Origin of the sequence: Stieleria marina (genome assembly GCA_007741555.1) — a bacterium.
Taxonomy (GTDB): Bacteria; Planctomycetota; Planctomycetia; order Pirellulales; family Pirellulaceae; genus K23-9.
Map to the genome: position 1 here is coordinate 7,590,096 of CP036526.1, position 26,688 is coordinate 7,616,783.

Sequence of the window (26,688 nt, forward strand, 5' to 3'; positions counted from 1 at the left end):
GGTCGCTCAACAAGTCAGATAACGAGCAACCCGAGAGTTTATTAGACAGAATATTCGAACCAAAAAAGGGAGGTTCGGTCCCAGCAGACCAAACCTCCCTTAGGTTCATGACGTTGAAGCTCTAAAAACCAAAGCCGATGGTGATGCCACTACGCCCGTAACCGTAGGGTATCCCACGGCCATATCCATAGGGACTGACGCCAAAACCGCTACGGTAGCCCGAACGGTAGACCGGCGAAGGTCGATAACTTCGGTGAACGGGTACGCCGTAGTGGCCGCGATGGACAGGCACTCCTCGATAGGCCGACCGATACGGAGAATGCCCCACACTAACATGTGGGCCATACGAATAGCCTCCGTAGCCACCTCCATAACCACATCCGCCCGCATTCGCTTCGGTGGTGCCAAATGCGAAAAGTCCGGCTGCCATCAAAGCCCCTGTCAAAACTACTTTTTTAAACATCAACGCTCTATCTCCAATGAGTCCTAGATCGAAACCGACAGACTCGCCCTCGCCAGCATGACGGAGCGGTGGGTTTCCCTAGACTTACGATGCACCGGGCGGGCCAAAGACAATATCCACTGCTCTTTATTTACCATAAGCTGTTGCCTCGCAACTACTTAGGCCCGCACTCCTGCACGCCATCAGCCCCCAGGTAGTGGAGTCAATTCGATCACAGCGACCGCTACACTACCGATGAAATCGGGTCAGAATGGCGGTGGACGTGGCATTAGAGTCCAAACGGACATCGACCGGGTCGGAAGCACCAAAACACTCAGGCAGCCTGACTGAAACTACTCCAATTCACGAGTGATCTCTTTCATCCCCTTCGCTTCGATGAACTGTAGAACTTTATTCATGTCATCAAGAAAATCGGTCGGACTCTGCTCCATTTTCAATTCCGAGTTTACTGCAAACCAGCGCAATGAAATATCGTATTGTTCATTCCAAACAATTCGCTTCCTGTCTGGTCCAATCCCACTCTTTCGCTGCTCGCCAGTCACTACTACCGGAACAGAAATGTCATTTGCAAGCTTCCATTGAAATTGCTCCACCAGTTTCGGCATCATCTTTTTCTCGGACCTCACCCATCCGCTTGCTCGCACAGATTCCAATTGATTCGATTCCAAATCAAAGACCCGTTTGCCCAAACGAATGTCGGGTGGATGATTTTCGTCACGGAACACGATCGCCGCCTTTCGTTGGGGAAGCAAAGAGTAGGTCATGCCGGAATGCGCGGTTCGTGACACTTTCAGCGCTGCCTGTACTTGAGCGGGCGAAATCGCTCCCGCAGAAATCGGAAACGGGTAATGCCCCAAAAAACGAAAATCTGGGTAATGGGCAACACTCCCAAATGTCCGCTCAGCAAGCGAAACCCAAATAGCCGCCTCCGGAAACTGACGAGTAGCCGCTCGACCTCCATCCCGGACCGCAATTACCACACGACTCCGGGAATCCTCACTCGATTCTCTCTCCCGTGTTCCTACAAACTTCTGTAGCGTGGCAAGAACACCGACCTGGTTTTTCTCGTCAAGAACGAGCCGTTGCCTTACTTCAACGTCCTCCCAAATCCCCTTCTCCACCGAAAACCTCGAACGTGTCGTCGTGATCGACACATCGACGGAGTCAATGGAATCGAGATTCGCGTAATGCGATTCCAAAAGTGAAAGAGCCTCTAACTGATCTTCATTTGCAGCAGGCTCATCCGCTCCCGCAGCACCGAGTAATACAGCAAAAACCAACGCTGATTCAATCCGAAGGCAACGCATGAGAAAATCCACAGGAGGGCCTTAACACATCGGGACGACGACGAAATCAAATGCTCTTACATAGGCGGTGGCGATTGGCATGTGCCATCGTGGTCGTAGGCGGGTTCTGTTCGCATGGCAGTCCACGGTCCTTCTGCTATGCATTTTGCGGTTTGCGGTGGTACACCTTCAGTGTAGACGCAGAACTTTAGTCGTGAACAAACTGTCTCAACGCCCGACGCTGCCGGACGAATATTGGCGTGCCCCCAATCGCCGCCCTGAATAGTAATTGGACAATGAAAATAGGTTAACAAATCTTCTCCCCATACCGAAAAATCGTCTTCACATTGGTCGTCATAGGTCGGATCTTCCGTAGTACAAGTTGGAGGCAAGACGATCGTATGGCATTGCTCACCTTACGCTTTTCAATGCAATTGTCTCCTTTGACTGGAAGCACAAGCATAGAAATCAATGCACACACGAGTGCCAAACTTTTGTAGTTCATTGCAAATTTCCTTGATCAAATTGGTAGTGAGCCGAAAACTAAATAACGCTATTCCTCATTCCAAAACAACACAGGCGATGAAACTAGATGCGAGCCTGTCGAGGAGACGACGGACCAACGCACCTTTGATAGGTCAAGCTCGTCGCTTGCCGACGCTTTCTCGATCCTCGCAACGGGTACTTGAACCTCAACTCTGAAGTGCTGCTTGTTCATTGAAGTCACCTTGACCTTCATATTCATTCCGTTGATTGCCGCAGAAACAAATGGGACCTTTTCGGAGTCTTCTGGTTCCTCTTGTAATCGCGGCGCCGTGGGCAAACTCGAATCACTCGATTGAAGTACAGAGAGAATCGCTTTACCTACGTAACTCTTGCCGCGTTTTTTCAGTCTGAGGGACCGCGGACTGATGCGTACAGGTGCCTCGTGATTCAATAGCACGGTCATCCTCGTTTCACGTCCTGTAGCAAAATCCTGAAGTCTCAATTCACTTGCCAGACCCTGAGTTGGGATCTTGGCGCGTTCCACACTGAGAATCAAATTCCATGACTCTTTTCGGTCTTTGGCTCTCTCAAAACGATGCGTAGCATTTGCAATTGTGTGTTCAAATGCTACCAAATCGCCAACTATCGGCGACGTTGCAGTGTACGGAATCACGATGTCAAGCGTGCCTTTCTGCTCACTTACATCAACCGTCAGATAGCGATCTCGGAACCGTAGAAATCCGTGCAAGTAGCCAGTCAATTCAATCGCTATTTCTCGTGTGTTCTTATCACTACTCAAAAGCCGAATCGGAATCACAAATTCATGAAAGCGTTGCTTTTTGTTGGTGTCGATCTGAACTCGACAATCAAGCTTGCCACCTGGCTCAAGTATTCGTTTCGGAATCGTTGCCTTGATGCACGAGCAAGCGACAGCAACTTCATCGAAAAAAGCGGGTTTACTACTCTCGTTGAAGATTGTGAAATGCAAGTCCACTGGAACTTGCGTTGAAACCTCACCAAGCTCGATTGAATACTTGTGACGATGCCCATCGATTAAGCTAATCGACCGATTAATCTTTTGAATTTTCGCTGAATCGGTCGTCGCCTTCTCGGCATAGCCAGATATTGGCCTTAGAAAGGCAAAAACGAGAAAGCTAAAAATGACGGCGGGAAACGCCACGCCATCAAAGCACCAAGAACGATGGGTGATAGCACCGCGCTATTAACGTTCGACCTTTTTCCACTCTCACCGCAAACTTGCTTGCTCATTGCCCAAAACTCGATTGAGAAAAACAATCCACATAGTTCAGAATTAATCGAACCAACGGCCTTAACGAAGTCAAGCAAAATCGGAAGAAACTTTTCTCGCAATTGAGAAACCGTTTTGCTGCGAGTACAACAAAATGGTTCGTCTCGCAGAACAAATTCGCAACCAAACTGTGGATTAAAGCCCGAACGGGTTTTCGTCATCATTTGACGAAGACGCTTCGTCGGGCTTACTGATGATTGGCGAGTCGACAATCGGATTGGGCCGACTGCTGGTTTCTTGTTCAGCCCGACGTAATTCGATGTACGATCCCGCCATCAACCGATCTTCTTTGCCCTCGCCCGCTTCGATGATGATCGCCGAATGGCTCAATAGACCTTTCTCCTTGACGTTGATGCCGTAGCAGCGAGTTTGACAAAGTCCGCAGCCGACACACTTGTCAGCCAAGACCACCGGAGCCAGCATCCCAGTACCTTCAATCGGTCGGCCGTTCTCATCACTCTCGGTTCCAACTTGGATGTACTCGATCGCTTCGTAGCCAGCAGCATTGCATTCTTGCACGCACAAGTCGCAATCTTCGCGTCCTGCGTACGGCAAGCACGTGGATTCGTTGACGATGGCCAATCCCATTCGCGCGACACGTTTTTCTTCCAGCGGCAGCGCACGAATCGCTCCCGTGGGACACACCTGTCCGCATGCGTTGCAGCTTGATTCGCAGCCCGCCCAATCGGCGACAACTTGCGGAGTCCAAAGTCCCTCTAGCCCTTGTAAGAATCCTTCGGCCTGCAACACGTTGTTGGGACACGCCTTGAAGCATTCGCCACAACGAATGCACATCTCCAGAAACTCTTGCTCGGGAACACTCCCCGGCGGACGAACTGGCCGCACTGCATTTGGGTCATCTAGATTCGCACCAAACAACTTCGTTCCGCCCGCGACGGTCAAACCACCAACCGTCGCCGCAGTTCCTCCGGCGGCCAGCGATAAAAAACCGCGACGCCCCAAGGCGGTTTCGTTGGTGGGTGGGTCGTTTTCGACTTTCAGCTCAACGACGTTCCAACGTTCGACAAACTTGATCGCGTGCGTTGGACAAACTCCTCCGCACGACTGACACATTGTGCAGTCTGTTTCGCGAGTCGTGAAGTCAGGTTTAATGGCATCAAAGGGACAGATCTCGACACACTTATTGCAATTGATACAGGACGATTCGACCTTTCGCTCGGTCACGCGAAACAAGTTGGCCACTGAAAACACCGCACCGCTGGGACAGACGTATTTGCACCAGAATCGAGGACGAAGAAATCCGAGACAGAGCACACCCAAAAAAAGTGCGATCGACAGAAAGTGCCCTGCATTCATACTTGGCACCAAATGCCAGCCTCGCAGCGTGCCTGACTGCAGTGGGTCCGCGACGAATAACATGCCTCGTGTGAGCACAGGAATAGCGGCCACGAAACCGGACACCAGCACACCAAACGTCGCGGCAACCAGGGTCCCCGCCAGCAAGTAGTACTTCGTATGAACCCACCAACCATCTCCGGGAACTTGAAAACGCTTTGTGCGTGATGTGACGGCCCAGTCGAAAAGATCGATCAGCGTCCCAAGTGGACACAGATAGCCGCAAAACCCCCGCGGAATCACGACGCACACGATGCCGATTACCGCGGCACACACGAGTGACCAAACCCAACTGCGTGATGCAATCGCTGTAGAAAGACTCACCAGCGGATCGATCACCAGAAACAGTTCTGCAGGCACCCGTTCTTTGCCAGACAAGTTATCGGCGTAATGCGATGGCCACGCAGCTGGATCCCGATCCGCGATGTCCCAAGCCTTTGTTCCAGTTAACAACGCATCCAATGTTTGGTCGCCGACCTGGGCATCCGGTCGCAACCGTATCAGATCACCGGACAAGGAAACCAACCTACAACCCGTCGACTCCAACTCCACAGCGGAAAGAAACAATTGACTCTCGTTCTCTGGCCGCTCCGTACTGAGCCAGTCGGGGATGGCCGAACCAGTCAGTTCGATATCGCCTGTAGCCTGATCAATTGAGACAAACTGCCAGCCAGACGAGACTTGCGATGGCGGCAGTGGCCGCGTGCTGTACGGCCAACAGACATAGAAAAACAACGCAAGAAACGCAACGAAACAAACGGCTTGTGAAATGCGACGGGGCGGCGAAGCCAACCACGTCAAACCAATCTTGCGAAGCCCGCGGCGAATTGCACCACGTTTCTTCGTCCGATGATCCGACCGCCAGGACGACGGAACACAACTGGAAAGAACCCGCCCCATCCAACGGTCATTGCGAACCTGATTCGCTTTCAATCGTCGTAGCTGAGGCAAAAACCAATCAACACGTAGCAGCGTTGCGGACCGCCGATCTCCTTGCGAAACCAAAATCAGCAAGGAAGCAAATATCACCACCGCTGCGAAAGCAATCGCGATCGGGCGAATCGACTCGGGAACAAACGCCACGATCGCTGCATGACCAAGAATTGCGATCAACAATCCGCTAGCGACCCCCAACATCACGCCTGATGCAATCGTCCGTATCACTGGGAGGCCCCAGCAAGCGCTCGCGCTGTCGCATTGACAATCGCTTGCGAAGTAATGGTCGCGCCGCTGGTTCCGTCGATCCCGCGAACTGTCTGAAGCCGCAAAATACTGGCTTCGGTGTCGGTCAGAGCTGAATAGAACTGTTTTTCTTTATGCTTGGTAACTTTGACGGAAAGGATCTTCCCGTCAGCGACTTTCACCGCAACCTCTAACTTTCCGTTGTAGCCAGTGCTGCTACCTGAATGCGTTCCGTCTTTTGCTTTGGTCGGATCAGCTTGGTCAAACAAGCGGATCGCATCGATACTTTCACGGGCGCGAGCCTTGAACCGTTTTTCGTATTCAGCGTTACGAAATCCCTGCCCGTTAACCACTTTGCTGTAGTACGCCACCGCGTCGTCAAGCTGATCTGCCTGCCGGAGCGCATCACCAGCCGCCAAGAATGCTTGATTCGAAACACCTGTATTGGAAAGTCGATCAGCCATTGCAACGGCTCGTTTCGTTTCGCCCATGTCGCCAAGCAATTTGATCGCTGCCAAACTGGTGAATGCATCTTGGGAACCGCCGCCCAAGAATTTCAACGCCATTTGCCGATTGCCCATTCGCCAATAACATTCCGCCAACATCACATGCTCGCGTTTCATATTGCTGTCGCGTCCTTGGCCTTTTTGCATCCAGTAGGCAGCCCTCGGATAGTCTTGCATCAGATCAAAGAACAATCGGCCAAGCGTCGAATGATCTCGCGAGAGCAACGTCACATTGCCTTTGTGCAGGGACTGGCAATGATGGACCAACTTGATGCCTTTGTGCCAACGCCCGGTGTTGGGATTGATCACATCCCAAAGGTACTGCCCTATGTTGACTTTGTTATTCCAACCTTTCTTGGGCGGCTTCAGCGGCCAAGAAAGGTCCAGCGTCTTGGGATACTCTAGCGGTGTTGCGTCAAACCAGTCGGGCAGGGTCGCGCCTTCGGTTTGGATCAGCTGTTTGACTTCCGCTTCGCTGCGTTGAACGGAATTCGCATCGCCTGAACCAGCCACTGAAGCAGCGTCCGGCTTGGGCGTCAGAACAAATCGCTTGCCGTTAAAAGTCACGGCATGCACCTTTGCGAATGGATACGTTCGCACGGACGTACGAGCACCGACTTCGGCCTCAAAATCAAACTCTTTCGCAGTCTTCCGAATTTCTTTGACAGTGCCCTCCATTTTTGCACCGCTCATAAATTCAACGGAGTCCAAAGACCACGCGGGAGTGCAAAGACCGCACACGCTAATCAATACAATCGCCAGCCCAATCAATCGATTTTGCATCGTCAGCCAAAAAACAGGAGAGCGTTATCAGAAAGTGCGATATCGACCCGAACGTCGCGTCGCACAACGGGATCACAATTGTAGCCCAATCCCAAGGAGGATTTCTGCTCTTACCTATTGTCGCTGGCGGTTGTCCACAAATGGAAAAACAACCGATTGAACTGGTCAATGACGATCGAGGCAATTCCAAAGATTTGCGTGTCCGCTGCGATGCCTGAGCGAGCATTCCGTTCGTGTTTCGAGAGCGAACGCACGAGAACAATCGACCGTTGTCTCAGTGGCTCCAAAAGCGAACGACATCGTCTGCTGACTCTTCATGCCGCAAGACTTTCATTGGCTGCTCTCCGAGGTATCCGACCACGGCCGGGATCCCACGATTGCAGTGCCGCGACCACATGCTGAGCGTGTAAGCGCCACAGTCACGAATGGCGATCCAGTCCCCAGGCTCTGGCTGCGACAAGTCGACTTGGCGAGCCAAAATATCACCCGCAAAGCATAGTGGGCCGGCGATGGTAACTGGCTTTTTCGCACCATTCTTCAAACGCCCTTGGCTGTCCAGCAGTACAAACTGGTGCGACCAATCGTTTGACCGGTACACCGGACGCAACAAAAAGTCGGCGCCCAAGTGAATGACCGCCATCGGTTCACTGGATGATTCATTGCGAACATATTCGACTCGGCTGAGTGCTACTCCGCAGCCGGCATGCAAACTGCGACCGAACTCGGTCATCAGCTTTGTGTCGTCCGACATCAGCTCAGGCACTTCGCTTGCGAGCTGATCGGAATACTGCTGAGCAGTCGGCGGTTGGTCCCCGTCGTTGTAAGCAGCCGGCAGGCCACCACCAATGTCGATCAAGGATATCTTTCGACCTGTCGCTCGCTGGATATGTTCTCGCAGTGCCTCGATTTTTTTCGCCGCCAGACAAAGCAAGTCTAAATCGCAGCCTTGTGATCCCACATGGATGTGCAAGCCGACCAACCAAGGATGTCGCTCGAAAGCAGCAACAATTTTATCCCGGTCGGATGTGATGGAGACACCAAATTTTGATCCCGCGCTACCGACACTGGTTTGCGCGATCGCTCCGGCAGCAACTTCGGGATTCACCCGAATGCCGATCGTTGACGCTGACGATTTCGATCGCAACGACTCATCGACGCGGGCTAATTCGGCGAAATTGTCGACATTGAGATGCACGCCCAATTCCAGGCACTCTGCAATTTCTGATTCCGTTTTGGCAGGAGAATCGAAGACGATTCGGTGTGCCCCGCAACCGGCCGCAACGGCCAGGCGGACTTCTTCGATACTGGCGGCTTCAAGTCCCGCTCCTGAGTCGACAGCGGTGCGCAGAATTTCGACAACGGGGTTCGCCTTGATCGCTATCGCATGCAGTGTTTGCGCGGGGAACGCGCTGATCAACGCGGCAATGCGGCTGCGCATTCGCTCAAGATCATGGACAATCACCGACTTCGTGGCCGATGGCAACAAACCGGATTCGTTCGCCGAACGCCAAATTGATTCGATTTGCTCTGGCGAGATACGAGATTGAAAATTGTCCATCATTGGGAAGCCTTACGAACCAACCTCAAGTGTCGATCGCGAAAGTTCGGTCATTCGTTGACTGAGAGTCCCCAATTGATTCTGAAACTTCGCGATACGATGCTGCAACGTGGAATCGTCATTCGTGCCGTTGGCAATCTGTGTAACCAGGGGCGCCCCTAGTGCAATCCGCAGCGCATATCGGTCGCGCCCAATCGCGACGGGTTGGCCGAGGTGAAATCGGTCTTCACCAGTAACGTTGAGCTGCCCGTGCAATTCCTTGAGCGAATCACGGCCGAGTCGATGGCCTCGCTGATCCATCATTTCGACCGCAAACACGGTCGGCGTCGATTCGATCGGACGAAGATACGAGCCGTGATCCACTGACTGGAACGATCGAACAAGCTTTACGTTGGACAGACCCATAAATCGTTCTTGAATCGCCTGGTTGAATGCAACGGCTATCCGCTTGCGAACGTGATCGGGGACACGAAAGTACGCGTCGATTTCACTTGCGGCGGCAACCCAACGGAGCAGGGACCCGACGTTCAACCATTCATCACAACTGGACCGGACGCGTTCCCAAGTTACAGGAAAATCTTCGCGTCCAAGGTAATTCTCCAGCCCGTCCAAACCGCTGAAGTTGTTCGGACGCAAAGCGGGGGGAATCAACAGAGCGCCCGCGAAAGGCGGCCCACCAAAAAACTTTGATCCGGTCAGGAAAACCATCAATCCGCGATCCAGTGCACTTTGATAGGCCGACGGAGCCAACCGCGCCTGTGCCGCATCGACGACGACGGATACATCGTTGCCCATCGCTTTCGTCAATCGCTGGATCAACCCGAGTGTCGGGGCGTGAACTCCCGTTTTGCTATGCGCCACGAGGTGGACCAGAACACGCGAGCCCTGCGAAACGGCATCGATGACGGCCTGAGAAACCCGGTCATCGATTTCGATTGGTGATAGAATTTCGCCGCTGCCAGAGCGAACCGAAATCGGAACCACCGTAGTCCGTGCGGCGAGTGATTCGTTGACAGCGTGACCAACGACCGATGCCTTTCCTCGCGGAACGATTTGGTCGCTGTGAAGTCCGCCCGCTGCGCGGATCGTTCCGCTGCCAACTTCGCCTGCACCAACGACGACATTGACGATCTTGCGGTCGTCGTTGCCGCCAACCAATGCCAATGCCAAAATCTCTACATCGGTACCTGAGGGCGTCAACGCAATCGCGACGTCGACGGACAGCTTTAACCGATGACGAAGGATACTCCGAACCCCGACCAGCAGTTTTGCGGCTACGGCGTGCGGGCACGATGATTCGCGAAGCGTTTTCAGGGCGGCCTGCGCGGCAACGATCGCTCGCGCTGATGGCGATGAACAAGTGCATGACCCAAGGGGCAACGCACTGCGTACGTCAACACCGGTTCCGTAAGGGTTGAAGCCAGAAGCGCACCGAACAAGTCTCCGGTCGCATCCCGACGTGAGGAGTGTATCGAGCGGCTGGAGAAGTTCGCTTGGCAGCATTCGAGAAGCGGGGCGAGATTTTCATGGAAAGAGAATTTCGCAAGACGAACGAAGAGGCTCTCGTCGCCTGCGGACAGTGGGGATCAGACTGCCGCCTAGACCGATGTCGTCGCGTCAGACGTGGTCGACACGATCACGGGTGCAATGACGATCGGTGCTTTCGATTCGGCAGATTCCGCATGGCTTACTTCAACGTCGCCCGGCTCGATTTCAGGTGCCGATTCCTCACCAGACTCGTCGCTCGATGCCGTTGGATCTTGCGATGCGACGGGGGCACGCGAAACAGGTTTCGCAGGGTTTTTGTTTCCGTCCGCCACAATCCGGAGATAGCGTTCTTCTAAGAGTCCGCTGTCGAAGCAGAGTTGTTCCATGATTGGATTGCCACCATCGCCTTCGAGTTCGACGATGACTGGTCCTTGATCAGTGAGTGCCACATCCCAACCCTGGAAGGAACATCCTGGCAAGTTGACTGCTGCTGCCAAAACGGTCTCCTTCATTTGTTCCCACATCGGGAAGACCATGCCGTCGAATTGGGCGCCGGTCACTGGATGACTGGCGATTGGTTCGGTTCCCTTTTCGGTTCGGGTCAGCGTTCGGCCGATTTTTCCAGTTTCAACATCGATCCCAGCAAGAATATTCCCCACTCGCCAGAAGTTGTCGGCTGAGTTGACGGTCGCAGGAATCTTCCACGCGGCGCGGAAAAGCGAGCTGCCGTCTTTGTCTGTGATGACGAACATTCGCACGGAGCTAACACTGGGCCCGATCAACTTGGAGATGGACGAATGTGGCAGCATCAGCGTTTGGAACAAATAGTCTTGCCCCATGGATTGAATCATCTCAGTAAATTTTTCGACCGTCACGACGCTGTCGTCGCCAATGGTGACGGTGTCGCTGCTGGCGTCGTAGCCAGAGATTCGCGCGGTCCCCAGACTGCAAGCACGATCAAATGGCTTGCCGAACATTGGATACTGAGCTTGTTTGCGCAGGAATCGATGGATGTCATTTTGGTTGCGGAGAGCGATCGCTCCGCCAACCGTACGATTAGCGTGATAGAGGGCTTGAGTTTCTGGAACTGGCAATCCGAGCCCACTAAGCATCGCTGTCAGAACAGGCTTGTCCTTGGCAACCAAACGCCAAGGGCTATCCAACATCATGTTGTGCTGGCTCAAGAACGTCCGCTTGGCTTCAGGCGAGTAGCGAGTGTCGTCGTAAAGTTCGTACATAAAGTACTCTTCAAGCGTCAGCTTTCCCTTTCCATAGCGAAGCTTCGCTATCTCAAGAAAAATCCCAAACATTCCTCTGCCGGCCTTTTTCGCTTTTCGCATTCCCTGCATCACATCCACCGCAGACGAATTTTGTGCGGTATCAAACTGGAATTGATCGATCGACATGGAAGCGAGCCCTTCTACGTTGCAGTGCGGAGTCTGCGCCGCAATATGGAATGAGGGCGGCGCGTACCATGCAGGAATCGTCAACCGGCGAAGAGCTAGCCAGCAAACCTTCAATTTGGCGAGTTGCGCTGGTCGTGGCGATTCCGGCGAGTGATCCGGATGCGTCAACCTTCACGCATGAGCAAGGCTCAGCGACTGACCGAGGCAGACTTTGCTTAAACGATCTGGGGAATTCGTGGCCTATTTGAGTTTCAGACCGCGAAGTTTTGATCGCGGGAACTCTGATGAGATCAAAATCGATCAAGCACTCCCGAGCGAGTCGAAAACACTAAATATCGATGCCTTCGGCGTCTTCGGCCCTTTCCATGATGAAACGAAATCTTGCCGAAGCGTCGCGGCCCATCAAGTCGCTGATCACACGGTCCGTTTCCAAGTGATCGTCGATTTCCACTTTTAGAAGTGTTCGCGTTTGAGGATTGAGAGTCGTGTTCCATAGCACTTTGGGCATCATTTCCCCCAGACCTTTGAACCTGGTGATCTCGGGAATCGCGCGGCCCTTGTGCTTGGCTAAGATTTCTTCGCGGTGCTCTTCGTCCTTGGCCCAATGCGTTTCTTTGCCAATGTCGATTCGGAATAGCGGCGGCACGGCGATAAACAAACGTCCGTCGGCGATCAACGCTGGCATATGGCGGTAAAAGAATGTCAGCAGCAGCGTGGTAATGTGGTGCCCGTCCGAATCCGCATCCGCCAGCAGAATGATCCGATCGTAACGCAAACTAGCCACATCCAAATTGGGGCCAATCCCAGCGCCCAACGACGCCACCATGTCTTGGATTTCTTTGTTCTCGGTGATCTTCTTCAGCGTCGCACTTTCGGTGTTCAGCACCTTCCCACGCAAAGGCAAGATCGCTTGATAGTTTCGGTCGCGGCCTTGCTTGGCGCTTCCCCCCGCCGAATCACCTTCGACGATAAAGAGTTCGGTTTTAGATTTTCCACCGGTCAGACAATCGCTCAGTTTGCCGGGAAGCAAGGTTCGTTTTGCGCCGCCTTTGCGAGACACCGACGCCGATGCGGCACGCGAAGCAGCGCGGGCTCGCGAGGCAGCAATGATCCGCGCGATAATCGCGTCGGCAGTGCTGCGATTGTTGTTCATCCACTGCTCCAGTGCAGGACGCAGCGCCCCGTCAACCATTGCTTGGACTTCGGAGTTGTTCAGTCGGTCCTTGGTCTGACCTTGAAACTGCGGTTCGGCAATAAAGATCGACACGATCGCAACCAGGCCTTCACGAATGTCCTCGTGCGAAATCTTGACTCCGCGAGGCGTCAACGAGTGCATGTCGATGTAGTTTCGAACGGCTTTGTTCAAGCCCGCCTTGAAACCATTTTCGTGCGTGCCGCCGTTACCGGTCGGGATGCCATTGACGTAACTGCGAATGTGTTCGTCCGTTGATTCGGTCCACTTCACGGTCAATTCCAACCGTGTGTCATCGTCTTTGCGAAGTGTGAATGGGGCCTCGTGGATCGGATTGGCCTTCCGCTCCTTCATGACTTTGGCCAGGTAGTCGACGATCCCGTCTTCGTGGAGGTACGATTCCTTGGTCTTGTTGACTTCGTCGACGTAAGTCACCTTCAAACCGCGATGGAGAAAACTAGCGGTCTCCAACCGAAGTCGAATCGTTTCGGTATTGAAGTCGATCTTCGGAAAGATCGTCGCGTCCGGCGTAAAGGTGATCGTCGTCCCGCTGCCACGGATAGCGCCTTTCAGTTTCTGAAGCTTCGACGTTGCTTTGCCACGTGCAAACGTCATGCGGTACTGAGCACCATCGCGGCGAACCACTGCGGTCAGCTGTTTGGAAAGCGCGTTGACGACCGAAGCGCCCACTCCGTGCAGTCCACCGGCTGTCTTGTAGTTGTCGCCGTCAAATTTGCCACCGGCGTGCAGGACCGTCAGCACCATTTCCAAAGCAGGTTTTTTTGTCTTGGGGTGCTTATCAATCGGGATACCACGCCCATTGTCGGACACCGAGATTGTCTGCCCGTCTTTGTGCAGCGTCACCGTGATTTCCGAAGCGTGCCCATTCATCGCTTCGTCGACCGAGTTGTCGACGACTTCCCAGATCAAGTGATGCAGCCCGGCCATCCCGACGCCACCGATGTACATACCGGGTCGCTTGCGCACTGGATCAAGGCCTTCCAGAGCGACAATGTTTTTGGCGGTATAGGATTTTGCAGCGGTGCTCATGGGATGTCCAAGGTAGCTTGATGTAAGCCACTGGCTTACGAAGTCATTGTGAACTGACTACTGTTCCAAAGTTATCGTCTTATTCGTCAAAATTCTTCGGTGGCTCGATGGGGGCACGGATGATCTCGGCGATTTTGCCGTTCTTTTGGATCTCGTTGCCCCGACCGCCTCGCGATGTCACGCGATACTTGGCCGTCGAAATGGTTTTCTTGGCGCCGCGGTTGGTTTTCACCGTCAGCAAATCTCGATCGCCTTTGCTGCACTTGAATCCCAGCAACGTGTCGTCTTTTGCCAATCGCAAAAGCTGGACCCCCTTGCCGGCACCGGAGAGATAATTGATTTCTTCGACTTCGCAGACCATGGCGCGACAATTCTTTGAAATCGACAACACCACTTCGGTTCCATCGATCGCAGCGACGTCGATGATTGATGCATCCCCAGAGACTCGCGCGAAACGACGCCCGGTTCGCGTGGATGGTTCGACGAACGACTCCAACCCAAATCGCAATCCGTAACCGTTGGACGAAGCCGCGAAACCGTGAATCTCGGGGCAGAGTTCGGGCTTCTTAGGATCTTCCTTGACGTTTCCTGGCAAGACGCGAGGATCGAACGACATGACGGCGATGATTTTTTCTCCGTCCTTCATTTTGAATAGTTTCTGAACCGGATCGCCAAACCCGGTGGACGCAGGGATGTCGACCATTCGCGCCGTGTAGCAGACGCCTTTGGACGAAAAGAATCCGATCGTTTCGCGAGTGCTGCCCGAAACACAAGCCAGAATACTATCCCCTTGGCGAACGCGACTCTTGGCCGGATCAGCGATCAGTTTTTGTCGTTTGACCCAACCGTCGGCGGTGATCAGAACGTGGCAGTTTTCAGCAATGATGAAATCTTCGGCGCTGTATTCGGGCTCTTCCTCGACCGTCGTGATTTCTGACTGACGTTTGTTACGTGGGTCTTTGCTGTAGTCCTTGATCAGCGATTCGATTTCGCCGCGAATGATTTTCCACCGTCCTGATTCGTTGTAGTCCTTGTCGTCGTCGGCAAGCAATTTTCGGATGTCGCTGGCACGGCGTTTCTTATCCTTCAATTCGTCCAAGACGACATTGATTTCCAAGCGGGCTAGCCGGTAGAGCTTGAGTTCCAAGATCGCATCGGTCTGTTCGGCATCCAGTCCGCCGCGACCGTTCTTGGGCGGAAACTTCTTCATTATCTTTTGAGCGGCGTCCGCTTTGCCGTCACTAGCCCGAATGATTTTGATGATCGTATCGAGCGCATCGAAGATCAACGCAAATCCGTTCAGGATATGAATGCGTCGTTCCAGGCTGGCAAGCTCATTCTGAAGCCGCCGTGTAAGCACATCCATGCGGAAGTGCAGAAAGTGCCACAGGATCTCTTTGAGCCCCAAGCGGTTGGGCTGGCCGACTTCTGGGTTTTCCGTCGGTACCAAGCACGTCAGGTTGACGTTGAAGTTCTTTTGAAAATCAGTGTGCTTGTACAAGTACGCCAAGACTTTGTTTTCGTCCGCGTCTTTCTTCAGCGGCAAGTCGACGCGAATCTCTTCGGTTGATAGATCGCGTGCCTCGATCACCAACGGCAGCTTTCCGGTGAAAACCAATTCGTTGATGCGTTCGACCATCGCGGCTTTGTTGACACCGAATGGGATCGAAACGATTTGCAGAATTTTTGCTCCGCGCCCTTTGGCAACCAATTTGGTTGTACCGCGAAGCTTGATTGAACCGGTGCCCGTCTGATAGATCTCGCGCAGCTCTTCCTTGCTATTGATGATCTGACCACCGGTGGGAAAGTCAGGACCACGGACCGCGTCTTCCGCGACCAATTGGTAGTCTTTGATCTCTGGATTCTTCAGCAGCTTTAAAAGTGCGTTGCAGACTTCTTTTAAGTTGTGCGGCGGAATGTTGGTCGCCATTCCCACCGCGATTCCGGTCGCACCATTGACCAGCAAATTGGGCACCCGACTGGGCAAGACCACGGGCTCTTCGCGGCTTCCGTCATAGTTCGGCTTGAATGCCACCGTACGAGTCGACAGATCCGCGAGCACTTCGTTTGCGATCGGCGTCATCCTACATTCGGTGTAACGCATGGCCGCCGCGTTGTCGCCATCGACGCTACCAAAGTTGCCACTACCGTCGATCAATGGCATTCGCAGCGAAAACGCCTGCGCCATCCGCACCAGTGCTTCGTAGATCGAACTGTCACCGTGCGGGTGATAGTTACCCATCACGTCGCCGACCACTTTGGCACACTTGCGGTGTTTGGCCGTCGCGTTCAGGCCCTGCTGGCTCATCGTGTACAGAATTCGGCGTTGGACTGGTTTCAGCCCATCGCGAACATCCGGCAACGCTCGGCTGGTAATAACCGAAAGCGAATAGTTCAGGTAGCGTTCCTGAGCGGCTTGCCGAAGCGGAATCGAACTGAGCAAACCGTCTTCGTCGAGCGCGTCAAAAAGCGAACCGTCATCCTTGCTGGATTTTGACGCTCGAGTCTTTTTGCGGCCACCGGAACCGCCAGCACCTTTGCGAGATCGACCTTTTGCCACTCCGGAATATCCTTTTCTCGAAAACGTAATGGTCTAAATGGAAGCAAGGCCGTGCCGCCTTAAAACAGGCAGCTTGGGAAGACTGCCCGGCCAGGCAGTTTATACCGACCGGGGTACCTGCAAGGGAACCGTGGATGACAAGGCTTTTGATTTGCGAGGGGCCGGTCGTATCGAATGATCCAATTGCCCCAATCAAAACGAGATCGGCCGCAAACCTACTGCATCGGCTGCTGAATCTCCGAAGGACAAGAATACATGCCAGGACTTTCGAGCTTTTTTGGCTCGCCGTCGTCGATCGGCGAAGTTTACGGACAGATAATGAATTGTCAGCGTCAGACGACGCGGCTTGCATGGTTCTTGGAGGAACCAAATCCCATGAAACTCTCTGCATCAAAAAACCCGCTAGCCACTCCGATGATTGCCTTGGCCCTCGGTGCCGTTTCGCTGGGCGCGTCGCTAGCCGTCAACTCCAATGTCAACGCCAACGAATTCGTGGTTAGCAGCCAAGTTGTTAGCGACGAAGCCGCCGCCTCTAGCAGCTACGTGGGTGACATTTCCAATAGCGACGCCGGTGTCGGCGGAGAATCGATCGTCGAAGAAGGATCGATGGTGGCGGGCGGAACGAATGAGCGCACCTATGGGCAGCCCGACCTTTTCTACAACTACTACACCCAAGGCAACGCCAACCGGGCCAACGCCCAGATGTATGTGTCGCCAGGTCCCGTTCCAGCTCGCGTGGGCCACACGTTTTACACGTACCAGCCGTTTTATCCCCAAGAATACTTGTATCACCACACCAACAAGTTTCATAACTACTATGACAATGGACGGGGCATGAATCGCACCAAGGCAGTGTATTACTCACCGCCAGTGCGTCAGGCAATTAGCAATCTGTACTGGAACAAGATTCGTTTGCCACGCTAAGAAAACCCGTGGCCGACCGCCGTGCGGTCGGCCTACCGAAGTTCCCCCACGGAGCGTTCGGCCAGAGTAAACCAGTCATCGTCCACTCACTACCTCAATCAAATACGTTATGAATCGTAAACTTTTGATCGCCGCTGGCCTGTTGACGATGTTGCTGGCGTCCGCCGCTACCGAGACTCAAGCGGGCGACCCGTACGCTCAGTACCAAGTCTGGTCCCACAACTTTTCCATGGATCGCCCCTGGCATGGCGGATACTACGCTCAGCAAACGGGACAACCGACAGCCATGGTCGTGCCACCAACCGTCGGCATGCGACAGACGTATTCGTGGGGCGTCAGTCAAAACCTGATGCAGCCAATTCACCATCAATTCGGACGCAGCGCTAATTCACCTGGCGCAGCATCACGCGGGGCTTTTCGGCCGACGCCTTGGCCTCATCGCAGTCATACCGATCAATTCGGATATTACTACGTCCGCGGTCCTTGGTGATCCGCTGATCAACAAAACAAAAACGACAACGCTCGAGTGCAAAAGTGCTCGAGCGTTTTTTCGTGCGCGATGCGGGAGCATTTCACCACTGATATCTTTCTCGCTCCCATCGGCCGTGCACTTAAGTTGCATCACGCTGGACTGCGACGAGGGCGGATCCGATTCACCACCTAACACCAAGGGTGCCTCGTCACTCTGAAAGGGCTGCAGAAACCTGCTGGATCACCAAAACCTTCCGAGTTGTTCCGGCTTTTCCTTATTAGCGTTCTATGTTTGTTTGGGTCAACTGGTCCGACAGCTGCGCAAGGTCTGCGTAAGCGATTCAACCGGTATGACCTGCACAAAAACAACTCATCGGGGTTCCTGATGAGACGCACGGGACCATTCAGAGCAAACGCGACCAAGGAAAAAGACCAATGTCAACTCGCAACCCTTCAGCTGCTACCGAATCCAAAGGCAGTGACAAATTTGAAGAAATCAAACGTCGTATCCACGGCAAATTGGTCGACAAACTTGATCTCTCTCGCGTAGGAGACATGAAGGGTGACACACTACGCCGCGAAATTCGGCTGGTTGTCGAACACCTATGCGACGCAGAAGAAACACTGCTGAACCGTCAAGAACGCGAAAAAATCGTTGACGAAGTTCTCGACGAAACATTCGGCTTGGGACCACTGGAACTGATCCTGAAAGACCCCGCCGTTAGCGATATCCTGATCAACGGCCCGAAGAACATCTACGTCGAAAAAGGCGGACAGATGCAGAAGACCGACGTGGAATTCCGCGACGGCAAGCACCTGCTGCAGATCATCGACCGAATCGTTTCCAAAGTCGGTCGTCGTGTCGACGAAACTTGCCCGATGGTTGACGCTCGTTTGGAAGACGGCTCGCGAGTTAACGCGATCATTCCTCCGTTGGCTTTGGACGGAGCCGCTGTTTCGATTCGTCGTTTCGGTAGCAACCCGCTGAAACTGGAAGACTTGCTGAACTACAAAGCGTTCACACCTGAAATGGTCATGCTGCTGGAAGGCTGCATCAAGGCTCGCCTAAACATGATCATCGCCGGCGGTACCGGTTCGGGTAAAACGACTTTGCTGAACACGCTGTCATCGTTTATTAGCCACGAAGACCGAATCGTTACGATCGAAGACGCGGCCGAATTGCAATTGCAACAAGACCACGTCGTTCGCTTGGAAACTCGCCCACCCAACATTGAAGGCTCCGGTGCGGTTACGGCAACCGAATTGGTCAAGAACGCCCTGCGTATGCGTCCCGAACGAATCATCATCGGCGAATGCCGTGGTGGTGAGACATTGGACATGCTCCAGGCGATGAACACGGGTCACGACGGATCGCTCACAACGATTCACGCCAACACGCCGCGTGACGCCATCGCACGACTGGAAACGCTGGTCATGATGAGCGGTTTTGAACTGCCCGTCAAAGCGATTCGCCAACAAGTTTCCGGTGCGGTCGACGTTCTGATCCAAGCCAACCGTTTGCAAGGTGGACCGCGTCGGGTAACGGCGATCACCGAAGTCGTCGGCATGGAACAAGACACGATCATCATGCAAGACATTTACCGCTACAAGCAAAATGGCATCGACGAGCAAGGCAAAGCACACGGCCACTTTGAGTGCACCGGTGTTCGCCCAAGCTTTATGGACAAACTGGAATGTGCCGGCGTCCGCTTGCCTGCCAGTGCGTTCCGCGAACGCGTCATCATGCAAGCCTAGTGCCATCGCGTGATTCAAGACGCAGTTACCTGAGTATTTCCAAGTACGTTTTCAACCCAAGTTTTAGCAGTTCAGTCATGAGCGGAATTGTCATCATTGTCGCTGTCGGTGTTTTTGTTGCATCGATCCTCGCATTTGCCGTCAACATCTTCCTCCCCGATGGCAGATCATCGGCAACCGAAGATCGCCTGTCACAGATGGCTTCGCGGCGTCGCGGTGGTGGCATGGGTGAAGAATCCCAAGCGACCCTCCTGACGGGTCGATCGTTCGACGAAACGACTGGCTTCATGGGCAAAATGCTCGAACGAATGCCAGGCCTGGGCGACTACTTGGATCAAGCGGACGTCAAAATGCCGCCCGCTCAATTCGCATTCATCATCTTGGCCTGCTTTGGCGCCGGATTTGCCCTGTGCATGATTTCTCCCGTACCAGTGATCTTGGCCCCAATCTTGGGGGCAACGTTCGCGTTGCTGCCAGTGGGATGGTTGATCCTGAAACGCAAAAAACGTCTCAACAAGTTTGGCAAGCAGATGCCCGAAGCATTGGAGTTGATCGGTCGATCACTTCGCGCCGGTCACTCGCTGAACGCTGGATTCGGTTTGGTCGCTTCCGAAATGGAAGAACCTTTGTCAAAAGAATTTGGACGTGCATTCGAAGAGCAAAACCTGGGCATTCCGTTAGACGAAGCGATCGAAGAAATGGCGAACCGTGTTCCCAACATGGACCTCCGTTTTTTCGCAACCGCTGTGATCCTGCAGCGTCAAACCGGTGGTGACCTTGCCGAAATCCTGGACAAGATCGGGCACCTGATTCGCGAAAGACTTCAGATCCTTGGTCAGATCCAAGCTCTCACCGGTGAAGGCCGAATGAGTGGTGCCGTGCTACTGGCTTTGCCGCCGGTTCTGTTCTTGGTGATGCTGAAACTGAATTACGAGTACGTGATGCAACTCTTCACGGACGAAATCGGACGTTACATGCTTTGCTTGGCCTTGGTCACTCAGCTGATCGGTGCCTTGGTCATCAAAAAGATCATCACGATCAAAGTCTAAACACTTTCTCCACGCAAAATCCTACACCCACTCAACTACTGACTTTGCTTCTTGGCAATTTGCCAAGTTAAACCAGGAACCCGATCATGACGTTACTGATCTTCGCAGCCATCCTAAGCCCCGTTGTCATCACTTCGGTCGCCATCTTCTTTGCGGTCACCGCAGTTGCATGGGTGACCATCGGACGCGTCAGCGGAGGCGACAAGCCTCGCGCAGAAGCTCGACTCGACATGATGCGAAGTCGGCGTAGCGGTTCCACGTCCAACGAATCACTGGCGCGGTCGCAATCCAAGAAAGAAAAGATGTCGGCGGCTTTGGAAAAAGCCACGATGCCGATGGCCGACAATATCGTCGGCAACGAAAAAGAAATGAGCGTGCTTCGCGAGAAGCTAATGAACGCTGGATTCCGTGGCGAAAAAACTCCGGTGCTGTTCAAGGGACTGCAAGTCATCTTGGCGGGTGCCGGTCTGATCTTCGGCGGAGTGCTTGGCTTGGTCGCAGACGGTCTGACGCAGGGCATGCTGATGAAACTGGCCCTGGGTGTGGTGATCGGGTATTTCGGCCCTAAGTTCATCTTGGACTACCTTGCCAAGAAACGCATGGAGAAAGTCTTTCTGGGCCTCCCCGACGCATTGGACTTGATGGTCGTTTGTGTCGAAGCTGGACTGGGAATGGACCAGGCACTTCGTAAAGTCGCCGAAGAAATGGAAAAGAGCCACAAAGAGATCGGCGAAGAGTTTGGAATTGCAAACCAACAGCTTCAGTTTGGTCGCACACGTACCGAAGTGCTTCAGGCTTTGGGTTTCCGCAGCGGTGTCGATGACCTGAAACAACTCGCTTCGATTCTGATTCAAGCTGACAAGTTTGGTTCGTCCGTTGCGACGGCACTTCGAGTCCAAAGTGATTCGATGCGAACGAAACGTCGTCAGATCGCCGAAGAGAAAGCAGCGAAGACGGCCGTAAAGATGATCTTCCCGTTGGTGCTGTTTATCTTCCCAGGCATTTTTGTTGTGCTGGTGGGCCCTGCCGGTATCAGCATGTACCGCAACATGCTTGCCAAGTAGATCGGTCGCCACGTCGGACACCGACGACAAAAGAATCAACAACCGAAGGTCGCTTTACGCGGCCTCCGGTTTTTTCGTGTTCGAAATGCCGCCGTGCTTGCTGAAAAGGTGGTCGAGCGTGGCTACCCCGTCCGCCCAGCGACCGACGGAGGCAAACGTCCCGAACCGGCATTGCTGATTCTGGTTCGCCCTCAAAACAGCCAAATTCCACGGGCACAGTCGCTGTTTTTCCCCTTAGAGACCCCCGATGCCGGACTATCGAATTGGAGCATTACAGAACCACCCGAACCCACTATCCTTAGCAAACCTCCACCCTTAGCAAACTTCCGCGTCCCTTCAGCTTCCAATCAAGACGGCACTATGAACTCGTTTGCCCTGCTTCGGATCCCATTTGGCTTTGCCGTCTTGATCGTTTTGTGCTTCGTCGCCGTATCGATTACGCCCGCGTCAGCCCAACCCGCTGCGGCGCGTCTTCCCAATGTCGCGCGAAATAATGTCACGCCGAGCAATTCACTGCCATCGGTTTCGCGACCCTATGTGCGTACGACTCGCATGGGCAAAACAGTGGTCGGCGGACAAGGTGAACTGCTGCGTGGGGTCTGTCTTTGGACCTTTCAATACCGCAGTAAGCAAATCGCTCAAAACGAAGAACAGGACAGCAATTTAGATCCTGCCTTCTGGGACGAGATGAAAGCGCAGGGTGTCAATGCAGTGCGTTTTGTTTTCTTCGATCCATGGCAGCGTTCTCATGGAAATGCCATGTACAACCTGGATCGTCCGTACCCATTTCTTTCGCTTCTGCCCGAAGATGTGGTAGTTCAAGGTGGCAGCGCAGAAGAAGCCGACGCGATCGTGGAGGCCAACAAGACCGCGCTTCGCGAACAACTCTCTCGCATCGTGGACTTAGCTGCCCAACGACAGATGTACGTCTTGATCAACTATCATGATGGATTCGGCTACGAAGATCCTGATTGGAACTTCTACGCCGAAGCACTAGCACAAAATGAAGTAAGCGAAGGAACACCTTTAGGAGAAACACTGCCAACCGACCTGGCATTGGAAGATGAAGCGGCTGAAGAAGACGAACTGCCAGAGACAACGGTGCCAATTCCGACAGGTCAGTTTCACTTTCCCTACCAAACGGGATCGACCCGCTATTTGGATGCGTTTTGGGATTTAACATCCGAGCTGTTGAAAGATCGCACCAATGTCTTGTTTGAACTGATGAATGAACCGGTCGCCTACCACCCCAACAACTACGTCGAAAAGGACGTCCAAGCGATCACGCGATGCTACCAGCGTGTACGCCAAACAGCTCCTGACACACACCTAGTACTGGCTACTTTTTCCAATACGGCTCACTTCGGTAGACGGTCGATGTTGAAAGTCACGCAAGAGCTGGAAGAATCTGGCGTCTCCTTTGACAACGCTTCGATCGCGTTTCATCCCTACGACACCACTGACTTGCTTGCACACAGTCCCCGCAACCTTCGTCGCTTGATGCGCCGATATCCGGTCATCAATACCGAACAAGGTTACCCCACCGGAGTCGTGCCCGATTCGTCCGATCCAGATGCACGCGGGTTCGGACGGGATCGTTTCGGACAGCAGTCAATGGAGCGGTACAACGTCAGTTGGTTTGCATGGAAAACCAGCAGCACCGACGAATTCCAGAACAACTATGTTCAAACGATAAAGTCCGATGCCATCGCCCGACGCTACTATTGGGGTTGGGAGCTAGCTTGGGTGTCCACCTTGAACGACCTAGAGCAACGCAGAGGTTTCTTTGCTCGATACTTGTATTGGCGTTTCAGTCAAATATTCAATTGGCTGACGTACTTTTAGGTCGATGCAAAACAACGACGTCAAATTCTGGTGTCCAAACACCATTAAACAGTCGGGCCGCGAAACGGCACGACTAGATTGCGCCTAGATCAATCAACCGGCGGTAGAGCCACCACATGATTCCGCCAAAAACGGCCAGTAGTGTCAGCGTGTAGAGACACACGACAATTGTCCAAAACACCTGTTCGCCACGCGAAAAGTTTGGGTTGACCCACAGCAGCGGGACACCGATCGCCCCGGTCACCAGAAATAGGATACTCAGCACCGCGACGCGACTTTGCAGTTTGCTGGATTTGTGTTTGCCTGTGTTGTCTAGGCTTGGCGAACCGTCACCGCCATCCATCCCGTCGTCCGAAACGTCCATCCCGCCAGGCGGCGGCGCAGCCAATTTGGCTTCGATCGGTGATTCATCAGCAGGGTAACCGCCAGAGTGATCGGTCATGGTTTCTGTTTCCCCTCTGGTACGCTTTCGTTGGTCTTTGGAACCGTGAGGCGGCCAGCGTTTTTGGCTGCCAAACGGTCTTGAGCTTCTTCGATCAACGGCGCCAAATCAGTGTTGTCGCCATACAACTTGACCAAGCTGTAAAGGATATTTCGCGCCTCGACGACTCGGCCTGCGCTCATCAATTGTTCGGCTTCGTCCAGTTCTCGTTGGACAATCCGCAACGCTTCAGTGTTTTTGACACTGGACTGTTCCAAAGTGGCAATCTGTACGTTGGCCGCGTTGACCGCGACTTTGTAATCGTCATCGTCACCTAAGACTGTGATGATGCTTCGGTACATGTCCAGCGCTTTTGACGTATCGCCAATGCCGGCATACTCCTGCGCCTGTTTGTGTAACAATTCGCCTTGATTGGTAATCGGCAAATTGTTTTTGATCTTGACCGAAAGCTGGTGAATAAACAGCGTCACATCAATTTGGTCGATTTGGTCGCGAGCCCAATCGGCATGCTCGCCATCGGGAAACTTGGCCAACATTTGCCGCAGCGGTTGGAGCTTGGCTTGAGCCAACGCCGATCGCGTGTCTTGGGCAATCAATGCCTCAGCGTCTTGGCGAAGCGAAATTTCGCTCGACGGCCAAGCCACCCATGCCAGCAGTCCCATCAACAGCACGAGCGTGCCGATCAGCACCCAGGCCTTGTCGTGCCAGAGCGTGGCATCGGGCGCTTCGTCTTCGTCCAAGTCCACCAGTTCACGGCCCAGCAGCGTGCGCGCCTCATCGCGTTGCTTTTGGTCCGTCATCTGCAACGCGCTGAAACCAGACGAAACGTGCTCAGCCACTCCCGTGCGAGACATAGAACGCTTACGGACTTCGGCCAAGGCTAATTTCACGGCGCTGGCATGAGGTGGCCGCAGCGCTGGATCTTTCTCCAGCATTTGCATCACGACCTTGTCCAGCCACACCGGGCAATCCAACACAATCGTCGCCGGAGCGACAGGTGTTTGAAACTTGATGTTGCTGCGAATCTCTTCGATCGAAGAACCCGAAATGGGCGGGTCGCCCGTAATCGCCAAATACAAACAGGCGCCCAGTGCATAAATATCAGTGCTGGCCGTGATCGGTTCGCCCGACTGCTGTTCCGGCGCCATCAATGCAACCTGCGCGGCGGTGATCGGCGAATTGGTCCGATACGGGGTGCCGCGGCGATCCATCCGCACGTCCAACAACACGGGGCTCAGCCCGGCAATCATGATCTTGTCTGGTTCGATCGCGCCGTGGATGACGTTGTTGCTGTGTAAAAATTCCAGTGCGTCAGCGAGCGGTTCGGCGATATCCAACGCCGATTCCCACGACAGCCGGTTTTTGCGAACCAATTGATCCGCTAGCGTTTCGCCTTCGACTAACTCGTACGCCAAGTAAGCATCGGTCTCTTCAAACCCGCCGCCAAAACAGCGAGCGATCGCCGGGTGCTGCATTTTTTTCAGTGCATCCCATTCGCGCGAAAAGATCGCGCGTGCTTCGGGAGTACCGCCAAAGGGAGCCGCAAAAATCTTGACTGCGATGGCGCGTTTCAGTTGGACGTGAATGGCTCGCCAGACAGAACTACTGGACGATGGGTTGCCCAGCTTGGTTTCGATTGCGAGCGGACCAAGGCGACTTCGTGGCATCGTGTCGACGGCTATATGACAAGAAAAGAAAGCAACATTAGCAGGTGCAACCACACCGAGCTGCCGATGCGATCAACTATAACGATACCACGTCCCAGTCAAAACAAGCCAGCACAGCCGAAGTCCGCCAAGTACCTGCGCATCATTCCACTGGCATCATCAGGGCCAGAAGTGCTCGGCTGACCCCGCTTTCACCCCGCCAGACGGCACGGGTGGTTCATCAACGCTTAGTGTTGAATTTGGTCCATCAAGTGTGTGAAGAAGATGGCTTTGTCCGTGCAATACCGGTCTTCATCGCCTTGGCCTGACTTCCAGCGTGCGATTTTGGTCTCTTCAAAGCGAATCGCCACGTCAGGGTTGTCACGCAAATGATCACGCAATGCGATCGCATTTCGCCAAAACGGAGAATCGGTTTTCGCCAAAAACACTCGGTGCGTGGGATCGCCATGACGAGGTTTTTCCAGCATCACCGACTCGCCTGCCCAGTCGGTCGTCGGCGTCCTGCGAAAATTGAGGCCTTCGATCAGATTGGCTGACTCCAGAATCGCGCCGCTGGGATCCTCGCTTGACGGGTCCACGCCCGCCAGGACATCGATGGTCGGTCGAGCGATTAGGCCGGAAATCGCTGTGCTGCCGACATGTTCTACGGCCGTCACCCAGCCCAAACAAGTCTGCAGGATACTGCTTCGCGTTTGTTGAAACTCTTGTTTCCAACGGGGGTCGTAATGCATCAGTCGCACGGTGGGCATGTTCCCATTCTAGCGACCTTTCAAGTCCAAAACTTACGATAACCCCCAATGCGATTGCCGTCGCTTGCAAGTAGCATGTCGGATTCGTCGGCGCACA

The 26,688-nt window shown here is 53.7% G+C and carries 19 protein-coding genes; 6 read left to right on the top strand and 13 right to left on the bottom strand.

Annotation, left to right across the window (positions count from 1 at the left end; all coding sequences use genetic code 11):
* Window positions 1-121: 121 nt before the first annotated feature.
* The 10 genes from K239x_RS26895 to K239x_RS26940 all read right to left on the bottom strand — a co-directional run bounded on the left by K239x_RS26895 (window position 122) and on the right by K239x_RS26940 (window position 16,625).
* The gene (locus K239x_RS26895) at window positions 122-463 is read right to left on the bottom strand and encodes a hypothetical protein (RefSeq protein ID WP_145421428.1); all 342 of its coding nucleotides are present in this window, start codon (window positions 461-463) and stop codon (window positions 122-124) included.
* A gap of 332 nt (window positions 464-795) precedes the next feature.
* The gene (locus tag K239x_RS26900; protein ID WP_145421430.1) at window positions 796-1,782 is read right to left on the bottom strand and encodes a hypothetical protein; all 987 of its coding nucleotides are present in this window, start codon (window positions 1,780-1,782) and stop codon (window positions 796-798) included.
* A gap of 520 nt (window positions 1,783-2,302) precedes the next feature.
* Complete coding sequence (locus tag K239x_RS26905; RefSeq protein ID WP_419189440.1) at window positions 2,303-3,415, bottom strand: DUF1573 domain-containing protein; 1,113 nt, start codon at window positions 3,413-3,415, stop codon at window positions 2,303-2,305.
* A gap of 264 nt (window positions 3,416-3,679) precedes the next feature.
* Complete coding sequence (locus tag K239x_RS26910) at window positions 3,680-6,064, bottom strand: 4Fe-4S binding protein (RefSeq protein ID WP_419189441.1); 2,385 nt, start codon at window positions 6,062-6,064, stop codon at window positions 3,680-3,682.
* A complete protein-coding gene (locus K239x_RS26915; RefSeq protein ID WP_145421434.1) occupies window positions 6,061-7,371 on the bottom strand; it encodes an FMN-binding protein in 1,311 nt (436 codons plus the stop codon). Before K239x_RS26915 ends, K239x_RS26910 begins: the two co-directional genes overlap by 4 nt.
* A gap of 274 nt (window positions 7,372-7,645) precedes the next feature.
* Window positions 7,646-8,932, bottom strand: a complete 1,287-nt coding sequence (locus tag K239x_RS26920) for a type III PLP-dependent enzyme domain-containing protein (RefSeq protein WP_145421435.1) — start codon at window positions 8,930-8,932, stop codon at window positions 7,646-7,648.
* Between the two features lie 9 nt (window positions 8,933-8,941).
* Window positions 8,942-10,309, bottom strand: a complete 1,368-nt coding sequence (locus tag K239x_RS26925) for a hypothetical protein (protein ID WP_145421437.1) — start codon at window positions 10,307-10,309, stop codon at window positions 8,942-8,944.
* A gap of 218 nt (window positions 10,310-10,527) precedes the next feature.
* On the bottom strand, window positions 10,528-11,823 hold the full coding sequence (locus K239x_RS26930; RefSeq protein ID WP_145421439.1) for a sugar-transfer associated ATP-grasp domain-containing protein: 1,296 nt from the start codon (window positions 11,821-11,823) through the stop codon (window positions 10,528-10,530).
* Window positions 11,824-12,151: 328 nt separating this feature from the next.
* A complete protein-coding gene (locus tag K239x_RS26935; RefSeq protein WP_145421441.1) occupies window positions 12,152-14,065 on the bottom strand; it encodes a DNA gyrase/topoisomerase IV subunit B in 1,914 nt (637 codons plus the stop codon).
* A 79-nt stretch (window positions 14,066-14,144) separates the two neighbouring features.
* The gene (locus K239x_RS26940) at window positions 14,145-16,625 is read right to left on the bottom strand and encodes a DNA gyrase/topoisomerase IV subunit A (protein ID WP_419189442.1); all 2,481 of its coding nucleotides are present in this window, start codon (window positions 16,623-16,625) and stop codon (window positions 14,145-14,147) included.
* A gap of 375 nt (window positions 16,626-17,000) precedes the next feature.
* On the opposite strand from K239x_RS26940, the gene K239x_RS26945 reads away from it, so the two are divergent.
* From K239x_RS26945 to K239x_RS26970, 6 genes are all read left to right on the top strand, one after another.
* Window positions 17,001-17,549, top strand: coding sequence for a hypothetical protein (locus K239x_RS26945; RefSeq protein WP_419189443.1), 549 nt, complete (start codon window positions 17,001-17,003; stop codon window positions 17,547-17,549).
* A 109-nt stretch (window positions 17,550-17,658) separates the two neighbouring features.
* Complete coding sequence (locus K239x_RS26950; protein WP_145421443.1) at window positions 17,659-18,039, top strand: hypothetical protein; 381 nt, start codon at window positions 17,659-17,661, stop codon at window positions 18,037-18,039.
* Window positions 18,040-18,455: 416 nt separating this feature from the next.
* Complete coding sequence (locus K239x_RS26955; protein ID WP_145421445.1) at window positions 18,456-19,775, top strand: TadA family conjugal transfer-associated ATPase; 1,320 nt, start codon at window positions 18,456-18,458, stop codon at window positions 19,773-19,775.
* A 77-nt stretch (window positions 19,776-19,852) separates the two neighbouring features.
* A complete protein-coding gene (locus K239x_RS26960) occupies window positions 19,853-20,824 on the top strand; it encodes a type II secretion system F family protein (RefSeq protein WP_145421447.1) in 972 nt (323 codons plus the stop codon).
* Window positions 20,825-20,910: 86 nt separating this feature from the next.
* A complete protein-coding gene (locus K239x_RS26965; RefSeq protein ID WP_145421449.1) occupies window positions 20,911-21,888 on the top strand; it encodes a type II secretion system F family protein in 978 nt (325 codons plus the stop codon).
* Window positions 21,889-21,981: 93 nt separating this feature from the next.
* Window positions 21,982-23,733 carry a cellulase family glycosylhydrolase gene (locus K239x_RS26970; protein WP_145421451.1) on the top strand — a complete coding sequence of 584 codons (1,752 nt, stop codon included), beginning with the start codon at window positions 21,982-21,984 and terminating at the stop codon, window positions 23,731-23,733.
* Window positions 23,734-23,806: 73 nt separating this feature from the next.
* On the opposite strand, the gene K239x_RS26975 is transcribed toward K239x_RS26970, so the two are convergent.
* From K239x_RS26975 to K239x_RS26985, 3 genes are all read right to left on the bottom strand, one after another.
* The gene (locus K239x_RS26975; protein WP_145421453.1) at window positions 23,807-24,175 is read right to left on the bottom strand and encodes a hypothetical protein; all 369 of its coding nucleotides are present in this window, start codon (window positions 24,173-24,175) and stop codon (window positions 23,807-23,809) included.
* Window positions 24,172-25,842: a serine/threonine-protein kinase gene (locus K239x_RS26980; RefSeq protein ID WP_145421455.1), complete on the bottom strand. Its 1,671-nt coding sequence runs from the start codon at window positions 25,840-25,842 to the stop codon at window positions 24,172-24,174. The genes K239x_RS26975 and K239x_RS26980 overlap by 4 nt, the downstream gene beginning before the upstream one ends.
* Before the next feature lie 227 nt (window positions 25,843-26,069).
* Window positions 26,070-26,591, bottom strand: a complete 522-nt coding sequence (locus K239x_RS26985; protein ID WP_145421457.1) for a GrpB family protein — start codon at window positions 26,589-26,591, stop codon at window positions 26,070-26,072.
* Window positions 26,592-26,688 lie beyond the last annotated feature (97 nt).

What these genes read in the sequence shown, in the direction of transcription:
- K239x_RS26950 (WP_145421443.1), top strand. Translation starts at nt 17,659, where the DNA reads ATGAATCGTAAACTTTTGATCGCCGCTGGCCTGTTGACGATGTTGCTG.
- K239x_RS26920 (WP_145421435.1), bottom strand. Translation starts at nt 8,932, where the DNA reads ATGATGGACAATTTTCAATCTCGTATCTCGCCAGAGCAAATCGAATCA.
- K239x_RS26975 (WP_145421453.1), bottom strand. Translation starts at nt 24,175, where the DNA reads ATGACCGATCACTCTGGCGGTTACCCTGCTGATGAATCACCGATCGAA.
- K239x_RS26985 (WP_145421457.1), bottom strand. Translation starts at nt 26,591, where the DNA reads ATGCCCACCGTGCGACTGATGCATTACGACCCCCGTTGGAAACAAGAG.
- K239x_RS26930 (WP_145421439.1), bottom strand. Translation starts at nt 11,823, where the DNA reads ATGTCGATCGATCAATTCCAGTTTGATACCGCACAAAATTCGTCTGCG.
- K239x_RS26960 (WP_145421447.1), top strand. Translation starts at nt 19,853, where the DNA reads ATGAGCGGAATTGTCATCATTGTCGCTGTCGGTGTTTTTGTTGCATCG.
- K239x_RS26895 (WP_145421428.1), bottom strand. Translation starts at nt 463, where the DNA reads ATGTTTAAAAAAGTAGTTTTGACAGGGGCTTTGATGGCAGCCGGACTT.
- K239x_RS26965 (WP_145421449.1), top strand. Translation starts at nt 20,911, where the DNA reads ATGACGTTACTGATCTTCGCAGCCATCCTAAGCCCCGTTGTCATCACT.
- K239x_RS26935 (WP_145421441.1), bottom strand. Translation starts at nt 14,065, where the DNA reads ATGAGCACCGCTGCAAAATCCTATACCGCCAAAAACATTGTCGCTCTG.
- K239x_RS26915 (WP_145421434.1), bottom strand. Translation starts at nt 7,371, where the DNA reads ATGCAAAATCGATTGATTGGGCTGGCGATTGTATTGATTAGCGTGTGC.
- K239x_RS26955 (WP_145421445.1), top strand. Translation starts at nt 18,456, where the DNA reads ATGTCAACTCGCAACCCTTCAGCTGCTACCGAATCCAAAGGCAGTGAC.
- K239x_RS26980 (WP_145421455.1), bottom strand. Translation starts at nt 25,842, where the DNA reads ATGCCACGAAGTCGCCTTGGTCCGCTCGCAATCGAAACCAAGCTGGGC.
- K239x_RS26945 (WP_419189443.1), top strand. Translation starts at nt 17,001, where the DNA reads ATGAAACTCTCTGCATCAAAAAACCCGCTAGCCACTCCGATGATTGCC.